The sequence below is a fragment of the Bradyrhizobium ferriligni genome (assembly GCF_056837965.1).
The window spans coordinates 70,945-89,862 of sequence record NZ_JBXEJO010000034.1; the positions used below are offsets into that span (position 1 = coordinate 70,945).

Below are 18,918 nucleotides of genomic sequence, written 5' to 3' on the forward strand. Positions count from 1 at the left end.
TGAATTCTTGTGATCTCCGGCTATGTGATTGCGGCAGGGACTGGAGACGGCAATGACATGCAGCCGGATACGGCCAGCGCGCGTCGACGAGGCCGAGGAACTGACCCAGATCGCGGTGCGCGCGACGATGCGCAGTGGTTATGACGACGCGGCCGTCGCTCGGTTCATGCCGGGACTGAAGGTCAATCCTGCGCTGATCGCGGCCGGACTGGTCTTTGTGGCCGAGGACGAGCAGGGCAGTCAGCGAGGCTACACGGCCTTGAGACCTACAGGCATGGGCGGCCTCATTCTGCTCGAAGGCATTTTTGTCGATCCGACATGCGCGCGGAGCGGCTTTGGTACGCGGCTTTTCGAGACCGCAGTACAACTGTCGAGAAAGATGGCAGCAAGTGTCATCCTGATTTATTCGAGCCCACGCGCAGTGGAATTCTACGACCGTCTCGGCGCCATCAAGATCGGCATGACGCCCTTCGTATTTTCGCCCGAGATTCTATTGTCCATGTTCGCGTTCACGATACCTGCCTCTTAGCCTGAAGGCCGGACCTGGCCGACCGTTTGCGACATGATCCCCGGCTTCAGCCGCCAGTCCTCGCCAAAATCCGCGAGCGGATGGAAGAACAGCGGCTCGGTGGTTTCGAGCTGCCGCAGCCGCTCGGCATAGCCGTCGAGATAGCGGTGCCGTGTGGCCTCGTCGACGAAATTCACCGAATACGACACAAACGGCGGCAGCACCTTGCAGCCGGCATAGGCGAGCATGCCGTTCTGGATCGGCCACAGCACCACATCGAGTGCGCCGACCAGCCCGTCGGGTGCGCACATGCCGGGATAGGCGGCGGTCGAGGTCACGACCATGGCGCGGCGGCCGCTGAGGCCGCCGGTGTCGTAGCGGCGGCCGCTGCCGTAAATTGCGCCGTTGACGAACACGCGGTCGATCCAGCCCTTCATGATGGCGGGGACGGAGAACCACCACAGCGGAAACTGCAGGATCAAGAGGTCGCACCACAACAGCTTCTCGATCTCGGCGGCGATATCGCCGCTGAGCGCCCCGTGCTGCAGATTGTATTTCTGCTCGCGGTCATATTGCAGCCGGTCGGGAAACCGCCGCGCGCCAAAGTCTCCGGCAGTCGCCACCGGGTTGAAGCGCATGGCGTAGAGATCGGAGATCCTGACCGTGTGCCCGAGCGCGGTCAGTTCCGCCACCGACCGCGCCAGCAGTGCAGCGTTGAACGACTGCGCCTCTTGATGGGCAAAGACGATCAGGACCTTCATCTCTCTATTTCACCGGCTTGAAGCTGAGCGTCGCGGCGTCGGCCTGCATGATCTGCAGCTTCTGGTTGGAGAAGCGCACGCCGGGACCGAAGCTGATCGGCGCCATCACGCCGGTCTCGACATTCTTGGTCTTCTCCAGCTCCGCGATCGTGCAGGCCCAGGTCGGTTGCTTGCCGCAGCGCTCGATCGCCGCGATCAGGACTTTTGCCGCGGCATAGCCGGTCATGGTGTAGCGGTTGATGCCCTTGAACTCGGCCTCCGACACCAGCGGCTTGGCCTTCTCGAGGAACGCCTTGCCCGCCTCGCCGGCGAACGGCTCGACATAGTCGACCGCGTAGATGCCGTCGCCGGCCGGGCCCATCAGCTTCAGCACCGGCTCGATGCGGCCGGGCCAGAAGATGCCGGTCACCGGCTTGATGTTCAATTTCTCGAGCTCCTTTGTCATCGCGATGTTCTCGGCGATGATGCCGCCGGCCAAAAACACCTCGGCGGCGGAATCCTTCAGCTGCAGCATGTCCGACGAGAAGTCCTGCTGGCCCTTCTTGTAGTTGCCGCTGTAGACGACGTTCAGCTTCTTGGCCTTGACCACGGAATCGAAGCCGTCGCGCACGGTGATGCCGTAATCGTCGTCCTGGGTGATCAGGCCCCATTTCTTGCCGGGGTTCTTGTCGGCGAGGAAATTGACGAGGTGGATGATGCCTTCCTCGTAGGATTGCCCGACCACGAACACGTTCTTGCGCGGCGGCTCCCACAGGAATTTCACCGGCGCGACGTCGATCACGGTCGGGATACCGGACTTCTCGAGCACCGGCATCACCGCGATCGACTGGCCCGAGCCGGAGATGCCGAGCATCGCAAAGACCTTGTCGACGTCGATCACCTTCTTGACGCTCTGGATGGTGCGCGCGGTGACGTAGCCGTCGTCCTCCAGCACATATTTGATCTTGCGGCCGTTGATGCCGCCGGCAGCGTTGGCTTCGGCGATCGCGATCTTGTGGCCGATCGAGGCGGCGACGCCGAGCAGCGCCGGCGGGCCGGTCAGCGGCTCGACATCGCCGATCAGGATCTCGCTGTCGGTGATCCCGGGATCGGCGGCAGCAGCGGGCCCGACCGCAAGGCAGGCCGCGGAAAGCAGCAGCGAGGCCGCTGCCAGGTTCTTGATCATTGTCTCCTCCTCAAGGTGTTGCGTTTTTTGTTAGTAGCGCAGCGGCCAGTGCACCCAGGCCCGCCTGATGTCGTGCCAGGCGCCGACCAGCCCCCTCGGCTGGAAGCGCAGGAACAGGATGATGACGAGGCCGTAGAGCATGCTCTTCAGCTCCTGCGCGCCGGTCGTGAAGGTCGCGTCCATCTGTGCGCTGAACAGGCTGAAGACGATCCGTGTCGCCTCCGGCAGCAGCACGATCAGGATGGTGCCGAGCACCGCGCCGAGCGCCGAGCCGAGCCCGCCGACGATCAGGATCGCCAGCGCCTCGATCGAGAGCAGGAAGGGAAAGCCCTCGACGCTGACGAAGGAGAGATAGATGCCGTACAGCGCGCCGGCGATGCCGGTGATGAACGCCGAGGTGATGAAGGCGAACAGCTTGTAGGCATGCAGGTTGATGCCCATGACGCGCGCCGCGGTGTCGTTGTCCCTGATCGCGACGAAGGCGCGGCCGACCCGGCTGCGGCGGATGTTGAGGGTGGCGAACAGCGTCAGCCCCGCGGTGCCGAGGCAGAGATAGGTGAAGGCGGCATCGCTGTCGAAGCTGATGCCGAAGATCTCGGGCCGCTGCACCTGAATGCCGCGCGCGCCGTTGGTGAGCCAGCGCATCTCCAGGATCACGGTGTTGATGATGAAGGAGAAGGCGAGCGTGGTGATGGCGAGGTAAAGTCCTTTGAGCCGCAGCGACGGCGCACCGACGATCAGGGTCGCCAGCGCCGGCACCACGCCGGCGCCGAGGAAACCGACCAGCGGCGGCATGTGATACTTCGAAACCAGCACCGCATAGGCATACGCGCCGGTGACGAGGAAACCGACATGGCCGAGCGAGATCAGACCGGTGTAGCCGGTCAGGATATTGAGCCCGAGCGCGCCGGTGGCCGTGATCAGGATGATCATCAGGAACGACAGCGCGTAAGAATTCAGCAGGTAAGGTGCCGCGATCAGCGCCAGCAGCAGCACGGCCGACCATAGCCAGACCGGCGGGGAATCGATCAGCGCAACCAGTTCGCCATAGCTCTGCTTGTAATCGCCGGTGCGCATCACACCCTCTCGATGTCGCGTTCGCCGAAGATGCCGAACGGGCGGATCATCAGCACGATGATGATCATGGCAAAGCCCGCGACCTCCTTCATGCCGGAGCCGACATAGCCGCCGGCCAGGTTTTCGGTGATGCCGATCAGGAGGCCGCCGAGGCCGGAGCCGAGCACGGCGTCGAGGCCGCCCAGGATGGTGGCCGGAAACGCCTTCAGCCCGAGCTGGAACATCGCCGGCGATAGATCATAAGACAGCGCAAAGAACACCCCGCCGATGCCGGCGATGACCGAAGACGCGGCCCAGGCCAGCGCATGCACTCTTGTTGCGCTGATGCCCATCAGCAGCGCGGTGCGGTCGTCGGCTGCGACCGCGCGCATCGCGACCCCGATCTTGCTGTAGCGGAAGAACGCCCAGATCGCGGCAAGCAGCAGAAGCAGCGTCGCGATCACGGCAAGCTGCCCGGTGCGCACGCCGATGCCGCCGAGATGCACGATGCCGCGGCCCATGCCGATATCGAGGCCGTGCGGATAGGCGTCCCAGATGAAGTTGATGGCGGAGCGCAGGATCACGGCGAGCCCGATCGTCACCATCACGGTCGCGAATACCGGCTCGCCCAGCATCGGCCGCATCACGAGCCGCTCGATGATCAGCCCGAGCAGGACAGCGGCGAGAATCGCGCCCAGCGCGACGACGAACACATTGCCGCTGACCGTGGTCGAGATCGTCCAGGCAATATAGGCCGTGATCATGGTCATTTCGCCCTGCGCGAAATTGACCAGCCCGGTCGATTTGTAGATCACCGCGAAACCCATCGCGATCAGGCCGTAGATCGCGCCGATCGCGAGCCCCGAGATCAGCAGCTGGATCAGATACTGCATTCAGCCCTCCGCCCGGTAGATGATCGCGAGCTCGCGCGCGAACTTCTTCTCGATCATGGCGCGGCGTACCTTCTGCGTGGCGGTCAATTCGCCGTCGTCATGGTCGAGCTCCTTTTCCAGGATGGCGAACCGCCTGATGTTCTCGACCCGGGCGAACCGCTTGTTGGTCTCGTTGACGACGCGCTCGACGAGCTCATTCACTTCGGGAAGCTGCGACAGCGATTTGTAGTTGGTGTAAGCGAGCGCCCGGTCGCGCGCCCAGCGGCCGACATTGTCGTAGTCGACCTGGATGATGGCGCCGAGATACTTCCTGGCTTCGCCGACCACGATCGCTTCCTTGATGAACTCGGAATCCTTCAGCGCGTTCTCGATCTCCGACGGCGCGATGTTCTTGCCGCCGGCGGTGATGATGATCGCCTTCTTGCGGTCGACCACGGCGATCTCGCCATTGTCGAGGACATCGATGATGTCGCCGGTGCGCAGCCAGCCGCCGGGCTCCAGCGAGGCGGTCGAGGCGTTCTCGTCGAGGAAGTAGCCCTTGAAGACGCCCGGGTTCCGCAGCAGGATCTCGCCGTCGGTATCGCACTTCCATTCGGTCTGCGGCAGCGGCACGCCGCAGCCGCCGATCCGGTGATGGCTTTCGGTCTGGATGAAGGCGACGCCGCCGCTCTCGGTGAGGCCGTAGCCCTGTGATACCGGGCGGCCGATGATGTCGAAGAAGCGCAGCGTCTCCGGTGAGATCGAGGCGCCGGCACAGAGCCGGTGCCGGCTGTAGGCGAAGCCGAGATGGCGCTGCAAATTGCGGAACATCAGGAGATAGAGCAGCCCGTAGGCGGCGCGATCGGGCCAATTGTCGTTGCCGGCCTGCCGGCGGTCGGACAGCGTGCGGCCCCAGGCGAGACAGGCCCTGGTGAAGCTCTGGCGCAGGCGGCCGCTCTCGCCGAGGCGGAACAGAAAGCCCTGCTGCAGCTTCTCGTAGATGCGGGGAACGCCGACGAAGAAGGTCGGTGCGATCTCGCGGATGTTGATCGCGACGGTGTCGATCGATTCGGCAAACGAGACGGTGCCGCCGAGCACGAGATGCGTCACCGTGCCGTAGCAGCGCTCGGCGACGTGGCACAGCGGCAGATAGCTCACCGCCTCGAACGGCTTGTCGGCGATCCCGACGGTCCGGGCGTAGGCATAGGCGGCATAGACGAGATTGCGATGGGTCAGCATCGCGCCCTTGGGCGGACCTGTCGTGCCCGAGGTGTAGACGAGGATGCAGACGTCGTCGGGCGCGCCCTGGCTGATCAGGCGGTCGAGCGTGGCGTCGGCCTCCGGGTTCTGCTGCACGTAGGCCCTGCCACGCTCGCACAATGCGGCGAACGACATCAGCTCCGATTGCCGGTAATGCCGCAGGCCCTTCATGTCGATGCAGACGATGGCCTCCAGATCGGGAAGGCCGCCATTGCCCGCCATCGCATCCAGCACCTTGTCGGTCTGCTCCTGGTCGCCGGTGACGACGATGCGGGCGCCGGAATGCTTGACGATGTATTGCAGCTCGACCCAGGGATTGGTCGGATAGATGCCGACCGCCACCGCGCCGATCATCTGCACACCAAGATCGGCGTAAAACCATTCCGGCGTGTTCTCGCCGGCGATGGCGATCCGGTCGCCCGGCTTGATGCCGAGCGACAGCAGGCCAAGCGCCACCGCGCGCGCGGTGTCGTAATAGTGGCGCCAGGAATAGGGATTCCAGATGCCGTAATCCTTCTCGCGGAGCGCCAGCGCCTCGCCGTGCATGGCGGCGCGCTGCCGCAGCAATTGCGGGATGGTGATGGCGGCATCCGCAAGCGCGGCCTGCAACGCGTCGGCGCCGGTTGCCGGCGGGCTGCGCGGCGCGCTCGCTTGCAGCGGCGGATGAGCGGTGCGCAGGCTGTCCAGCGTCGACATCACGCGCCTGCCTTCATCGCCTCGGAGCGCTGGCCGCCGAGATAGGCCTCCGCGACCGCCGGATCGCGCCTGATCTCACCAGGCGTGCCTTCGGCGATCTTGCGGCCGAAATTCAGCACATGGACGCGGTCCGAGATGTCCATCACGATGCGCATCTCATGCTCGATCATCACGACGGTGATGCCGAGCTCGTCGCGGATGTCGAGCACGAAGCGCGCGATGTCCTCGGTCTCCTCCTGGTTCATGCCGGAGACCATCTCGTCGAGCAGCAACAGCTTCGGCTCGCAGGCGAGCGCGCGGGCGAGCTCGACGCGCTTTTGCTGGCCGTAGGACAGCGTGCCGACCACGGCGTCCCTGATATGCTCGATCTCGAGGAATTCGATGATGTGTTCGACACGCCGCCGTGCCGCGATTTCCTCCTTGCGGGTACGCCCGTAAAACCACACCGCATCGAGCACGGTCGAGCGCAGATGGGTGTGGCGGCCGGTCAGGATGTTCTCGACCGCGGTGCCGTGCTTGAACAGCGCGAGATTCTGGAAGGTGCGGCCGATACCGACCGCGGCGAATTTCCACGGCGAGATCGTCGAGAGGTCGATGCCGTCGAACGTGATGCGGCCGCCGCTCGGCCGCAGCACGCCCGAGATCATGTTGAACAGCGTGGTCTTGCCGGCGCCGTTCGGACCGATTACGCTGCAGATCTCGCCGGGCGCGACGCGCAGGCTGACGTCGGCGACCGCCTGCAGGCCGCCGAAGCGCTTTGACAGGTTCTCGACCGTGAGCAGCGCGGTCACGACAGCCACCGCTTGCGGCGCTTGTAATGCTTGACGTCGCGCAGGCTCTTGCGACCGGCGGAGGAGACGCCGAGATAGAATTCCTGGACGTCCTCGTTGGCGGTGAGCCTCGCTGCCGTGCCGTCGAGCACGACGCGGCCGGTCTCCAGGATGTAGCCGTAGTCGGCGATATCGAGTGCGCGCTGCGCGTTCTGCTCGACCAGCAGCACCGTCATCTTCAGTTCGTCGCGCAGCCGGACGATCACCTCGTAGATGCGGTCGATGATCAGTGGCGCGAGGCCGAGCGACGGCTCGTCGAGCGCCAGCAGCACGGGATCGGTCATCAACGCGCGGCCGATCGCGAGCATCTGCTGTTCGCCGCCGGACATGTAGCCGGCGATCTGGTCGCGCCGCTCATATAGCCGCGGAAACAGCGCAAACACCTTGTCGCGGCGCTCGCGCGCCTCGGCACTGGTCCTGGTGTAGCCGCCCATTTGCAGGTTCTCGTCGATGGTGAGTGCCGCGAACACGCGGCGGCCCTCCGGCACCTGCACGATGCCGCGGCGGACCAGCTCGTCCGGCGCAAGGCGATGCACCTCGTCATTGCGGAAGCGGATGCTGCCGTTCTCGATCACGCCTTCCTCGGTATAGAGGATGCCGGACATCGCCTTCAGCAGCGTCGATTTGCCGGCGCCGTTGGAGCCGAGCAGGGCGACGATGCTGCCCTCAGGCACCATGATCGAGACGTCGCGGATCGCCTCGATCGCATTGTCGTAGACGATCCGGATGTTGCGGAAGTCGAGCAGGCAATCCTGCGCCGGCGCGGCCTGCGGCGCTGCTTGCGGCATCGGATGCGGGATGGTCGTCGGCATCGCGCTCAGACCCGGCCGGCCGACAAGCGCGGGCGCGCGGCGAGGATAGCATCGGTGACGAGCTTCGCGGTCTCGGCGCAGGCCTGGGTGCCGCCATTGCCGTATTGCTTCACCGCGTCGCCGACGCACCACAGGCCATCGATGCCGGTCTCGCGCGGCAGATCGTAGCCGGCGCAGCTGCGTTGCGCCGGCCAGTCGTCGCGCATCACCCGGACCGAGAGGATTTTTGCCTGATCGAAATTCGCGAACTGCTCGCGCAGATCCTCGAGCGCGAGCGCGACCTCCGCGTCCGCATCGAAATCGCCGAGCGCGGGTACCGGCACGGCATAGGCGACGTAGAGGTGCCAGCCGGGTGGCGCCAATTCCGGGCAGGTGGCAGAGAGGTTCGCCATGTTGCAGAGCCGGCGCGTCTTGCCGAAGGTGACGATGCCGGGATGATTGATCAGCGGCTCGCGGCTCGCGACATTGATGACGATGTTGGCGGCCGGGCGAAGGTCGTTCTTCACCTTGGCGAGGTAGTCCGCCGGGAACGCCTCGCTGCCGGCAAGCGCGACCGTGGCCTTTGGCCCGGCATTGCTGATCACGAGATCGGTGTCGATCCGTACCCGCTCGCCGTTCCTGAGCACGGTGACGCCCTCGACGCGGCCGTTGGCGGTGTGGATCGTCGTCGCCGGCGTTTCGAGCCAGATGTCGCCATTGCGCCTGACAGCGTTGCCGAGGCTGTTCCAGACCCCGATCGTGCCTTGCGGGCAGAAGCCGAACTTCTTGAAGGCGCCCTTGCTGGTGAAATAGGTGAGGAAGGCGCGGGCCGGCAGCTCGGCGGCGTTGCAGGCGAAGATCGCCGCGCAGAGATTGCGGAACAGCGCGTGCACCGTGGCGTTGCTGGTGTAGCCCTTCAGCCAGTCTTCGGTCGATTGCCGCCCGTCGGGGAGGTTGCCGGAGCGGGCGTCGGCGAATTTCTCCAGGATGCGCGAGGCCTGTTTCGTCAGCTGCCCGAGCAGCAGCGACCAGCCGCCGCGGCCGACATCGATCACCTTGCCGTCGATGAAGAACGAGCTCGCGGGCTCCGGCGCGCGGATGTCGAGCGGGGCGCCGACGGTGTGGAAGGTTTCCTCGAACACGCCACCGAACTCGATCGCGATCGCCCCGATATTGACCTTGAAGCCGTCGATCTCCTCGGTCGAGGCGCGCCCGCCGAGCCGGTCCTTGTCGTCGACGACGAGCGTATGCAACCCGCCATGGGCAAGGCGCGCCGCGGCGCACAGCCCGCCGGCACCGGCTCCGATCACGACAGCATCGATCCTCTGAGAATCCACGCACAACCTCCCGCGATGCCGCCGGGTTGGTCCCGGCGTGCGCAATCCGCTTGCTTGATGGAAGACAGTCTAATATAATCCGACCGGTCGTTCAAATTATTTTTTGACGCAGGTCGCGTCATCGTGGGCGATCGAAGACTTCTGGTGGATGGTGCCCGCAAAGGGGAGGAGAGCGTGCGGCGGCGGTAGTATAGAGAGACAGCAGTCGCCCGATTCCGGCGGCGCCGATGGTGCACGAGAGAGACGGCAATGGCGCGGACGCGCTCAGAGAATTACGACGAGATTCAGCGGAACATTCTCACCACCGCCTGCGGCCTGTTCGCGCGGCAGGGCTATATGCGTGCCTCGATCGCCGACCTTGCGGATGCCTGCAAGCTGTCGCGCGGCGCGCTGTACCATTATTTCGATTCGAAGGAAGCGATCCTGTTCGCGATCCTCGACGCCCATATCCGCGAGATGATCACGGACGTCGAGGCCGCGATGGCCGAAAAGACGACGACGCTGGAGCAGTTCCGCGCCGCGATCCAGGCCATCGTCGCGCTGAATGCGCGTTCGAGCGACGAGCAGCGCGTGATCCTCAACGACCTCTCGTTCCTCGGCGAGACCGAGCAGGATGCGATCAAGGCGCTGGAGCGCCAGCTCGTCGACACGGTCTCGGATCTTCTGGTCAAGCTCGACAAGGAAGGCAAGATCGTCAAGCGGACCAAGAAAATCTACAGCATGATGCTGTTCGGCATCCTGAACTTCAGCCACACCTGGTACGATCCGAAGGGCGGGATCGATCCAGGGGAGTTCGCCGACATGGTGGTGGACCTGTTCCTGTACGGCTTCACCATGCCGGTGCCGGCAAAGGACGCCGCGCGGCCGCTCCGCCAGCGCGCCTGAGGCCATCGCGGCGCGCTCTGCGGCTGCGCGCCGATGATATCTCCCGCAGCGATTATTCCTCATCTCGTCTGCACATCATCGTGAAGGCCGAGACGTTGTCCCGCGCGTAACGCACGCGCGGCGCGCTGCGTAGTTCTGCCCACGAACGCCGCAACAGCGGCCGATGATGGCATCGCAGCGAGGGAAGAAACATCCAAATGAATCTGTCGTTCAACATCGCCGAACAGGGCGAGGGGTCTTATCGAGCGCTCGCGATCCTGCGCTGGGTCATGGTCGTGATCTTCGTGTCGTTCGGCATGCAGAAATTCACGCTGCAATCGGCGCAAGGCATCGCCCAGTTCATCGGCAACAGCCCGTTCATCTCGTGGCTTTCGGTGTTCGGTCTCCGAGGCGAGGCCTATGTGCTCGGGGTGGCCGAGTTCGGCATTGCGGCACTGCTCGTCGCCGGCGCGTTCAGCCCGCTTCTCTCGGCGATCGGCGCGCTGATGGGCGTCATCACCTTCGCGGTGACGTGGTCGTTCTTCTTCACGACGCCGGGGGTGGTCAAATGGAGCCTGTCGACCGATCCGATGGCCTGGAACCTGGCCGGCGAGTTCCTGTTCAAGGACATCGTGCTGCTTTGCGTCTGTCTCGTGCTGCTGTTGGCGTCGTTGCCGCGGTCGATCGTTCGCTTGCGCGCCACATAGGTCTCGCGCCGCGCGATCGATGGTTAATCGATGTTTAACGAGGCATCGCGCGCATCCCGCATCTGGAACAGGACAAAACGTCGCGGACGACCGTGTCTTGAAAATCGAATCCAATCGGCTTATGCAACCTTCGATTGACGAATTGTTGCTAGGAAGAAACGTCCCCGGTTGGGAGTGGAATGTGACGAAGTCAGAAATATCCTTGGCCCGATCGGCAAGCGCCGATCTTGCCTTTTCGTCGAAGCCCACTCCCGTCATTTTCAAACGTTCCGCATTTTTTTGTTCGATTGCAGTTCCCGCACCGTGGCTGGAGTGGGAGGGCGGTCGCGATCGCGGCTTCCGGAAGTGACCACCGGAACAGCGATCGGGCCGCCCCGTCCCCAGCCGGGATGGTAACGGCGCAAGACGCGTAATCGTGAATTCGGACGCATCGGTTCCACCGCTAGGATCGTGATGTTGCCATCTCTCGATGGTGAACAGACTCGCTCGCGGGTCACATCGCAACATCGTCCTGATTTCGTTCTTCATGAGACAATGGCTCACCGCCCGGATCGCGGCCGTCCTGCTCGTCGTCGCTGGTAGCGCGCTTGGGGTGGCGCGCGCGGATTCCGACATGGATGCGCAGATCAGGGACATCGTCACGACGGAACTCGCGCCGACCGCGACTGCGGCCGACCCAGGCGGCCTCGCCGCGGCGGTCTATGCCGGCGGCCGGGTCACCTTCTTCAACTACGGTTTCGCTGACACAGCGGCGAAGCGGCCGGTTACCCCGGACACGCTGTTCAATCTCGCCTCGTTGCGCAAGCTGTTCGAGGCGACGCTGGTCGCGCTCGGCACCGAGCGTGGCGAATTGCGGCTGGACGATCCCGTCAACAAATATCTGCCCGAGTTGCACGGCGACTACGTCAGCCGCGTCACCATCGGCGAGCTCGTCAATCATACGTCCGGGCTGCTGCTGCCGACCGACCATCCGCCATGGCCGGTCGGGACCTTCAGCCGTGATCAGTTCATCGCGATGCTCAATGCATGGACGCCTCCGGCAGGAGAGCGGCCGGGCAAGCAGCGCATCTACAGCCATGCCGGCTATGTCCTGCTGCAACTGGTGCTGGAGCGGCGCTATGACATGCCGATCGCGACCTTGATCGGGAGCCGTATCCTCAAGCCGCTCGGCATGACGTCGACCTTCGTTCCGGACCGCAGCGGGGGCGACCGTGCCACGATGGCGCCCGAGATGATGCAGCGTGTGGTTCAGGGCTATTCCCACGACGGCACAGCGATCGGTCCGCCGGGCAATCAGCAACGCTATTATGATTTTCCAGGCACCGGCCAGATGTTCTCATCGGCGCGCGATCTCGGCACATTGCTGGGCGCCTGCCTCGACGGCGCGGTGATCGATCCCGAATTGCGCGCGGCCTTGCAGATGACCGAGCGGGAGAGTTTTCGCGTCGACGAAAAGTTCGGCCAGGCGATGGCCTGGGAGCATGTGCGGCTGGACGGCGTCACCGTGATCGACAAGCCGGGCGGTCTCAATAATGCCTCAGCCTATGTTGGGCTGGTGCCCGCGCGCAGGCTTGGCATCGTGCTGCTCGCCAATCGCGGCGACTATCCGCACGAGATCGCGCGCTACAGAATTTTGCCGGCGCTCGCGCGACTCTAGTCGCAGGACGTGCCGGTCCAATGACACGGCCTGCGCGGCAGGGCAGGGGAAGCATGCAAAAATCGCGATGGCGCGGAACCATGATCGGCTGTATAAGCCGGTAGCTTCTTCTCCATTTTGAAGAGGCTGATATGACCGATCTGTATCCTGATTTGCACAATTGGCTTTCGCAACAGCCCCATGGGCTGCGAACCTTCAGGACCTTCCAGCAAAAACTCGAGATCCTTGGCAGGGACGACCCGGAGCAGCGCGGCGTTTGCCGGTTGCTGAGTGGTCTCGTCGGCAACTACGTCGAAACTTTCGACGAAGAGCCGTTGCCCGTCGCGGTCGCCGACCGCGCCTATGGCCGGCTGCTCGATCTCGTCGCAAGCCTTGATCTCAAGGGAAATCCCGACCGGCGCCTGGCCGACATCAACCGCGTCGCGTCCTGCGATCTCCTGAACTGATCGCCGCGGCTTAGCGCCGCGTCGTCGCGAGCTCGCGATAGAGGGCGGCGTAGCGGCCGGCGCGATTGTGCCAGGAGACATCGGTGGCCATGCCGGCTTGCTGCAGCCGGCGCCACGTCACCTTGTCGTTGAACAGCAGGTTTGCCTTGCGCAAGCCATGGGCAAGCGCATCCGAGGTCACGGGTGCGAACTTGACGCCGGTCGGCGCATCGCCGGTGATCGCGACTTCGTCGAAGTCGAGCACGGTGTCGGCAAGGCCACCGACATTGGCGACAACAGGGACTGCGCCGTAGCGCAGCGCGCACAGCTGGGTGAGGCCGCACGGTTCGAAGCGCGACGGCACCGCGAGCGCGTCCGCGCCGGCCTGGATCAGATGCGCCAGCGCCTCGTCGTAGCCGATCACGACCGCGATCCGTCCGGGATTGTCGTGCGCCAGCGCGGCGTAGCGATCCTGCAGGTCGCGATCGCCGCTGCCGAGCAGCGCGAGCTGGATGCCTTCCCCAAGCAGCGTCGGGATGTTCTCGAGCAGCAGGTCGAGGCCCTTCTGCCATGACAGCCGGCTGATGACGCCGAGCAGCATCGCATCCGGCGTGGGATCAAGCCCGAAGCGCCGCTGCAGCGCGGCCTTGTTCGCCGCGCGCTCCGCCGGCCGCTCGGCGCTGAAGCGCGCCGCGATGTCGGGATCGGTGGCCGGATTCCACACTGATATGTCGATGCCGTTGAGGATGCCGCTCAGCACGCCGGCGCGTTCGCGCAAGAGGCCGCCGAGCCCCATGCCGCCTTCGTCGCTTTGAATCTCCCGCGCATAGGTCGGCGACACCGTGGTGATGCGGTCGGCGAATTGCAGGCCGGCCTTCAACAGGCTGATGGTGCCGTAATATTCGACGCCGTGCAGCGTGTAGGATTCGCCCGGCAGGCCGAACGCGGCAAGCATGTCCGGCGAGAACTGGCCTTGGTAGGCGAGGTTGTGCACGGTCATCACCGTGCCGGGCCGCGGTTGTCCGGCATAATGCAGGAGGGCGGGTGCGAGGCCCGCCTGCCAGTCATGCGCATGCACGATGTCGGGGACGAAGGAGGTGATTGCGCCCTGGCCGATCTCCGCCGCCATCCGCGACAACGCGGCAAAGCGGATGCCGTTGTCCGGCCAGTCGCGTCCGTCCGGGCCGACATAGGGATTGCCTGGCCGCGCATAGAGATGCGGCGCGTCCAACGCGAACAGATCGAGGCCGTCATGCGTGCCGCCGAGCACGCGGATCGGCCCGCCGTAGAATTCCGGCCAGTGCAGCAGCGTCTCCGCCGAAGCCAGCGCCTTGAGCACGTCGGGATAGCCGGGCACCAGCGTCCGCGTCGTGACGCCGTGCTGCTGCAGCGCGGCCGGCAGCGCGCCGACCACGTCGGCGAGGCCGCCGGTCTTGACGATCGGGTAGACTTCCGAAGCGACCGCGAGGACGCGCAGTTGCGTCATGTCTCGAGCCTGTCGATCATCGCCTGCGTGATCAGCGTAATCCCGTTCTCGGTGGTGCGGAAACGCTTGCCGTCGAACTCGGGATCGTCGCCGACCACGAGCCCTTCCGGAATCCGCACCCCGCGATCGATCACGACGTTTCTGAGCCGCGCTCCGCGGCCGACATTCACATAGGGCATGATCACCGCATTCTCGACATTGGCGTAGGAATTGACGTGGACGCCGGTGAACAGCAGCGAGCGCCGCAGCGACGCGCCCGAGATGATGCAGGCGCCCGAGACCAGCGAGGTGACCGCCTGGCCGCGGCGGCCTTCCTCATCGTGGACGAACTTGGCCGGCGGTGTGATCTCGGCATAGGTCCAGATCGGCCATGATCGATGGTAGAGGTCGAGCTCGGGCACCACGTCGGTGAGATCGATGTTGGCGCCCCAATAGGCGTCGACGGTGCCGGCGTCGCGCCAGTAGGCGCGCGGATCGTCGCCGGAACGGACGCAGGAATCGTTGAACTGGTGCGCGATCGCGCGGCCGTGCTTCACGATATAGGGGATGATGTCCTTGCCGAAATCGTGCGCCGAGTTCGGGTCGGCGGCATCGCGGCGCAATTCGTCGAACAGGAATTCCGAATTGAAGACATAGATACCCATGCTGGCCAGCGACTTGTCGGGCTTGCCGGGCATCGGTGGCGGATCGGCCGGCTTCTCGAGGAACGACTGGATCAGGCCGGTCTCGTCGATATGCATGATGCCGAAGCCGGAGGATTCCGCGCGCGGCATCTCGAGGCAGCCGACCGTGACGTCGGCGCCACTCTCGACATGCTGCTTCAGCATGATCTCGTAGTCCATCTTGTAGACATGGTCGCCGGCCAGCACCAGAATGTACTTGGTGCCGTGCGCCTCGATGATGTCGATGTTCTGGTACACCGCATCCGCCGTGCCGACATACCACATCGTCTCGGAGACGCGCTGGCTTGCGGGCAGGATATCGAAACTCTCGTTACGTTCCGGACGGAAGAAGTTCCAGCCGCCCTGCAGATGCCGGATCAGGCTGTGTGCCTTGTACTGGGTCGCCACCGCGATGCGGCGGATGCCGGAGTTCACAGCATTGGAGAGCGCGAAATCGATGATGCGGGATTTGCCGCCGAAATACACCGCCGGCTTGGCGCGCCTGTCGGTGAGCTCCTGAAGTCTGCTGCCGCGTCCGCCGGCCAGCACGAAAGCGAGGGCGTGACGCGACAATGGTTCATTTCCGACTGATCTCATGGTCTTCCTCCCAGAACTTCAGGCGCGGCCCCGCTGCCTTCTCTTGTCCGGAAGGCCTGATCGGGCGCCAACGGGGCCGATTGGGAACGTAGCAAGTGCATCCCGGTTGAGCAAAGCGGATGGCGAGCTTTCGTTCCCCGAATCCGGTCTCCCGGAGATCGGGGTTGCGGGCCGGTTAAAGCTATTGACGAGGCGCGATTTCGGCCTAGAGCAAGCCTGCCCGTTTCCTGCCGAGGCCAGCATTCCATGACACTTGCTTCCGTCACGCCCCAGACCATCCGCGCAACGCTGCTGCTGCGCCGGGAGATCGCGCTGCTCGACGTCAGGCATGAGGCGGAATTCGCCACCGGCCATCCGCTGTTCGCCGCCAACATGGCGGCCGGCCGGATCGCGCTGGAAGCCGAGCTGCGACTGCCGCGCAAGGACGTGCCGATCGTCCTTTATGACAACGGCGAGGGGCTGGTCGCGGCCGCGGCCGAGCAGTTGCGGGCGCTGGGCTACGGCGACGTTGCCGCGCTTGCGGGCGGCTTGCAGGGCTGGAAGGCGGCCGGTTACGAGGTGTTCGAGGACGTCAATTCCTACGCCAAGGCGTTCGGCGAACTGGTCGAGTCGCGCAGGCACACGCCGTCGCTGAGCGCCGACGAGGTCGCCGCGCTGATCTCGGACAAGGCGAACATCGCGATCCTCGACGTCCGCCGCTTCGACGAATATGCCACCATGAACATCCCGGGTTCGGTCAGCGTGCCTGGCGCCGAGCTGGTGCTGCGCGCAGGGCGCGCGGCGCCCGATCCCGACACCACCATCATCGTCAACTGCGCCGGTCGCACCCGCTCGATCATCGGCACGCAGTCGCTGATCAATGCCGGACTGCCCAACAAGGTGCGGGCGCTGCGCAACGGCACGATCGGCTGGACGCTGGCGAAGCACGATCTCGAGCACGGCGCCGGCAAGCGCGGCGGCATCGGTCCGTTCGAGGGCGCAAGCGACAATGCGCGCGACGTCGCCTATCGCGCCGGCGTCCGTCACATCGGGATCGATGAACTCGCCGCACTGGACGAGGACGCGCACCGTACGCTGTATCGCTTCGACGTGCGCGATGCCGAGGAATACACGGCCGGTCACCTTGCCGGCTTCCGCCACTATGCCGGCGGCCAATTGGTGCAGGAAATCGACATGGCCGCGCCCGTGCGCGGCGCGCGCATCGTGCTGAGCGACGACAAGAACATCCGCGCCGACATGACGGCGTCCTGGCTCGCGCAGATGGGCTGGGAGGTCTATGTGCTCGACGGCGGCTATGACGGCCGGCTCGAAGTCGGACCACCGCGCATCGTGCCGCGGCCCGATCCCGCGCACCGCTACCGGCGACCCTATGAAGGCACCGGCGTCGCGGAGAAGGCGATGCAGGCCTATCTCGATTGGGAGTACGGCCTCGTCGATCAGCTGCGCCGCGACGGCACGCACGGGTTCTATGTGATCTGAGGGATGACGTGGTGACGGCGGTGCGACCGCATCGGTCGGTGCCGAGCTGCAGGGGCGCGCTGCCAAAATATCGAAAACAACCCCATGCAAAGGAGCCGGTGGCCCGCCGGTGGACAAGGTAACTTGACTCGTCGGGCAAATCAGCGGTATATTTCCATTATCCAGAAATCGTGATGTGAGTCCGGGGCTCCTCCAACACGTCGTCCCTGCGAAAGCAGGGACCCATACGCCGCGGCGGACCTCGTTGAAGGGACTTGTCGTTCCAGCATCGCCCAACAATTGGCATTTGTGGTTATGGGTCCCTGCTTTCGCAGGGACGACGATGAGGATGGTTCTCGATAAGGCGTCACACTACGCGGTGTCATCACCCGCGCATTGTTTAGCCCGGACAGATCACTGACGGGTGTTCGGAGACATAGCTGACACATCAACCTTGGCTGGATTGGTCCGATTCGGGAGGCCGCCATGCCGTGGAGTGAGGTGTCAGTAATGGATCAGCGCCACGAGAGCCGCGGCGTACTGGATCGCCCGGTCGAGCCGGGCGATGACAGCGGTGGACGACGATATACGCCCACAGACGACGCTTCGCGTCGTTCATCGCGCGTCGACCTCCCCCGTAAACGGGAGAGGTACAGCTAGTCAGTGGACCGAGATCGCGATACTTCGCTCTTACTTCGGCAGCGCGATCGGCGTCAGCTTGAACGGGCCGGGGTCCTTGCCCTTGTTGTCGCCGATCACGTAGGACAGCTTGCCCTCGGCGACCCAGCCGACATCGCCGACCTGCGTCACCGAGACCGGCTCGGCCAGGCCATCCTTGATGGTGTCGATGGTGGCCTCGCTGCCCTTCACCGTGATCTTGTCGAGCTTGCCGTTGCCCTCGATCAGCAGGAAGCCGCCGCCATGCGCCCGCAGCGCGTCGGCGTGGTCGAGCGGCCGCGACGGCTTCAGCTCGGTCACGGCGCCGGCCTTGCCGTCCTTCATCTCGATCTTGAACAGCTTGGCCGGAATGAAGGTCGTGACGTAAAGATTGCCGTCGGCGCCGATCGCGATGCCGTCGAGTCCGACGCCGTCCTTGGCGGGCGCGAGCTGCGGATCGGTCGCGAACGTCGTCAGCGCCGTGCCGCCCGGCTTCAGGCTGTAGACGAACGGCGCGAAGGAATCGCTCACATAGGCGGTGCCGTCGGCACCGACCACGATGTCGTTGCAGAACGATTTCGGATCGCTCAAGGCAAAGCTGCCCTTCGGCGCGCCGCTCTTGAGATCGAAGGTTTTCAGCCAGGCGCCCTTGGTATCGCTTGGCCCCGCAACGCCCATCGCGCTGATGTCGTTGGAGCAGACATAGAGCGTGCCGCTCTTCTCGTCGGCGAGCACGCCAAGCGTTGAGCGGCTGTCGGCGGCGCCCGGCTTGACCAGTTGCTCGGCCTTGCCGCCCGAGATCTTCGTCACGCCGCCATGGTTGAAGCTGCCGACATAAAGCGTCCCGTCGGAGGTCGAGGTCACGCTCTCCGGAAAGCTCTTATCGGGAACGCCGATCGGAGCCGTTTCGGCGCGCACTGCGCCGGCCGCACCGAGCGCGAGGATGATGGCCGCAGCGCTCGCTAGATACCTGGTTTGACGCGTTTTCTTCACGCGAACCTGTATCCACTTCGCTCGAAAACGCTCCAGCGATGCGCGGCGGATCTTGAGCAGTTCTCCCGTTGCGCGCGGACGTCCCGCGTCGCCATTGTTCTTTATCATGATCGCGTTTCCTCAATGAACCTGGTTG

The 18,918-nt window shown here is 64.6% G+C and carries 17 protein-coding genes; 6 read left to right on the forward strand and 11 right to left on the reverse strand.

Annotation, left to right across the window (positions count from 1 at the left end; genetic code table 11):
- Positions 1–52: 52 nt before the first annotated feature.
- Positions 53–529: a GNAT family N-acetyltransferase gene (locus AC1VNY_RS21140; protein WP_482406647.1), complete on the forward strand. Its 477-nt coding sequence runs from the start codon at positions 53–55 to the stop codon at positions 527–529.
- Here AC1VNY_RS21140 and AC1VNY_RS21145 read toward each other — a convergent pair.
- From AC1VNY_RS21145 to AC1VNY_RS21180, 8 genes are read right to left on the reverse strand one after another with little or no spacing between them, the layout of a single operon-like run.
- A complete protein-coding gene (locus tag AC1VNY_RS21145; protein WP_482406648.1) occupies positions 526–1,269 on the reverse strand; it encodes an NAD(P)H-dependent oxidoreductase in 744 nt (247 codons plus the stop codon). The genes AC1VNY_RS21140 and AC1VNY_RS21145 overlap by 4 nt on opposite strands.
- Positions 1,270–1,273: 4 nt before the next feature.
- A complete protein-coding gene (locus tag AC1VNY_RS21150; protein WP_482406649.1) occupies positions 1,274–2,434 on the reverse strand; it encodes an ABC transporter substrate-binding protein in 1,161 nt (386 codons plus the stop codon).
- Between the two features lie 30 nt (positions 2,435–2,464).
- On the reverse strand, positions 2,465–3,511 hold the full coding sequence (locus AC1VNY_RS21155) for a branched-chain amino acid ABC transporter permease (protein WP_482406650.1): 1,047 nt from the start codon (positions 3,509–3,511) through the stop codon (positions 2,465–2,467).
- The gene (locus AC1VNY_RS21160; protein WP_482406651.1) at positions 3,511–4,383 is read right to left on the reverse strand and encodes a branched-chain amino acid ABC transporter permease; all 873 of its coding nucleotides are present in this window, start codon (positions 4,381–4,383) and stop codon (positions 3,511–3,513) included. Before AC1VNY_RS21160 ends, AC1VNY_RS21155 begins: the two co-directional genes overlap by 1 nt.
- Positions 4,384–6,318: an AMP-dependent synthetase/ligase gene (locus AC1VNY_RS21165; RefSeq protein WP_482406652.1), complete on the reverse strand. Its 1,935-nt coding sequence runs from the start codon at positions 6,316–6,318 to the stop codon at positions 4,384–4,386.
- Entirely contained in the window at positions 6,318–7,109 is a 792-nt protein-coding gene (locus AC1VNY_RS21170; protein WP_482406653.1) for an ABC transporter ATP-binding protein, read from the reverse strand. Before AC1VNY_RS21170 ends, AC1VNY_RS21165 begins: the two co-directional genes overlap by 1 nt.
- Positions 7,106–7,960 (reverse strand): ABC transporter ATP-binding protein, encoded by an 855-nt coding sequence (locus AC1VNY_RS21175; protein ID WP_482406654.1) that lies wholly within the window; start codon positions 7,958–7,960, stop codon positions 7,106–7,108. The genes AC1VNY_RS21170 and AC1VNY_RS21175 overlap by 4 nt, the downstream gene beginning before the upstream one ends.
- 5 nt (positions 7,961–7,965) lie before the next feature.
- Positions 7,966–9,276 (reverse strand): phytoene desaturase family protein, encoded by a 1,311-nt coding sequence (locus AC1VNY_RS21180; RefSeq protein WP_482406655.1) that lies wholly within the window; start codon positions 9,274–9,276, stop codon positions 7,966–7,968.
- Positions 9,277–9,525: 249 nt separating this feature from the next.
- Between AC1VNY_RS21180 and AC1VNY_RS21185 the strand changes: the two genes are divergently transcribed.
- From AC1VNY_RS21185 to AC1VNY_RS21200, 4 genes are all read left to right on the forward strand, one after another.
- The gene (locus tag AC1VNY_RS21185; RefSeq protein ID WP_482406656.1) at positions 9,526–10,161 is read left to right on the forward strand and encodes a TetR/AcrR family transcriptional regulator; all 636 of its coding nucleotides are present in this window, start codon (positions 9,526–9,528) and stop codon (positions 10,159–10,161) included.
- Positions 10,162–10,358: 197 nt separating this feature from the next.
- A complete protein-coding gene (locus AC1VNY_RS21190; RefSeq protein ID WP_482406657.1) occupies positions 10,359–10,847 on the forward strand; it encodes a DUF417 family protein in 489 nt (162 codons plus the stop codon).
- A gap of 526 nt (positions 10,848–11,373) precedes the next feature.
- Positions 11,374–12,504: a serine hydrolase gene (locus AC1VNY_RS21195; protein WP_482406658.1), complete on the forward strand. Its 1,131-nt coding sequence runs from the start codon at positions 11,374–11,376 to the stop codon at positions 12,502–12,504.
- 131 nt (positions 12,505–12,635) lie between these two features.
- Positions 12,636–12,950, forward strand: coding sequence for a hypothetical protein (locus AC1VNY_RS21200; protein WP_028339587.1), 315 nt, complete (start codon positions 12,636–12,638; stop codon positions 12,948–12,950).
- Between the two features lie 10 nt (positions 12,951–12,960).
- Here the strand turns inward: AC1VNY_RS21200 and glgA are convergent, their stop codons facing one another.
- Entirely contained in the window at positions 12,961–14,415 is a 1,455-nt protein-coding gene (gene glgA / locus AC1VNY_RS21205) for a glycogen synthase GlgA (protein WP_482406659.1), read from the reverse strand.
- Entirely contained in the window at positions 14,412–15,674 is a 1,263-nt protein-coding gene (gene glgC, locus AC1VNY_RS21210) for a glucose-1-phosphate adenylyltransferase (protein ID WP_482406660.1), read from the reverse strand. Before glgC ends, glgA begins: the two co-directional genes overlap by 4 nt.
- 246 nt (positions 15,675–15,920) lie before the next feature.
- Between glgC and AC1VNY_RS21215 the strand changes: the two genes are divergently transcribed.
- A complete protein-coding gene (locus AC1VNY_RS21215; protein WP_482406661.1) occupies positions 15,921–17,153 on the forward strand; it encodes a rhodanese-like domain-containing protein in 1,233 nt (410 codons plus the stop codon).
- A 669-nt stretch (positions 17,154–17,822) separates the two neighbouring features.
- On the opposite strand, the gene AC1VNY_RS21220 is transcribed toward AC1VNY_RS21215, so the two are convergent.
- Positions 17,823–18,890, reverse strand: a complete 1,068-nt coding sequence (locus AC1VNY_RS21220; RefSeq protein ID WP_482406662.1) for an NHL repeat-containing protein — start codon at positions 18,888–18,890, stop codon at positions 17,823–17,825.
- Positions 18,891–18,918: the final 28 nt, after the last annotated feature.

What these genes read in the sequence shown, in the direction of transcription:
- AC1VNY_RS21140 (WP_482406647.1), top strand. Translation starts at nt 53, where the DNA reads ATGACATGCAGCCGGATACGGCCAGCGCGCGTCGACGAGGCCGAGGAA.
- AC1VNY_RS21145 (WP_482406648.1), bottom strand. Translation starts at nt 1,269, where the DNA reads ATGAAGGTCCTGATCGTCTTTGCCCATCAAGAGGCGCAGTCGTTCAAC.
- AC1VNY_RS21150 (WP_482406649.1), bottom strand. Translation starts at nt 2,434, where the DNA reads ATGATCAAGAACCTGGCAGCGGCCTCGCTGCTGCTTTCCGCGGCCTGC.
- AC1VNY_RS21155 (WP_482406650.1), bottom strand. Translation starts at nt 3,511, where the DNA reads ATGCGCACCGGCGATTACAAGCAGAGCTATGGCGAACTGGTTGCGCTG.
- AC1VNY_RS21160 (WP_482406651.1), bottom strand. Translation starts at nt 4,383, where the DNA reads ATGCAGTATCTGATCCAGCTGCTGATCTCGGGGCTCGCGATCGGCGCG.
- AC1VNY_RS21165 (WP_482406652.1), bottom strand. Translation starts at nt 6,318, where the DNA reads ATGTCGACGCTGGACAGCCTGCGCACCGCTCATCCGCCGCTGCAAGCG.
- AC1VNY_RS21175 (WP_482406654.1), bottom strand. Translation starts at nt 7,960, where the DNA reads ATGCCGACGACCATCCCGCATCCGATGCCGCAAGCAGCGCCGCAGGCC.
- AC1VNY_RS21185 (WP_482406656.1), top strand. Translation starts at nt 9,526, where the DNA reads ATGGCGCGGACGCGCTCAGAGAATTACGACGAGATTCAGCGGAACATT.
- AC1VNY_RS21190 (WP_482406657.1), top strand. Translation starts at nt 10,359, where the DNA reads ATGAATCTGTCGTTCAACATCGCCGAACAGGGCGAGGGGTCTTATCGA.
- AC1VNY_RS21195 (WP_482406658.1), top strand. Translation starts at nt 11,374, where the DNA reads ATGAGACAATGGCTCACCGCCCGGATCGCGGCCGTCCTGCTCGTCGTC.
- AC1VNY_RS21200 (WP_028339587.1), top strand. Translation starts at nt 12,636, where the DNA reads ATGACCGATCTGTATCCTGATTTGCACAATTGGCTTTCGCAACAGCCC.
- glgA (WP_482406659.1), bottom strand. Translation starts at nt 14,415, where the DNA reads ATGACGCAACTGCGCGTCCTCGCGGTCGCTTCGGAAGTCTACCCGATC.
- glgC (WP_482406660.1), bottom strand. Translation starts at nt 15,674, where the DNA reads ATGAGATCAGTCGGAAATGAACCATTGTCGCGTCACGCCCTCGCTTTC.
- AC1VNY_RS21215 (WP_482406661.1), top strand. Translation starts at nt 15,921, where the DNA reads ATGACACTTGCTTCCGTCACGCCCCAGACCATCCGCGCAACGCTGCTG.
- AC1VNY_RS21220 (WP_482406662.1), bottom strand. Translation starts at nt 18,890, where the DNA reads ATGATAAAGAACAATGGCGACGCGGGACGTCCGCGCGCAACGGGAGAA.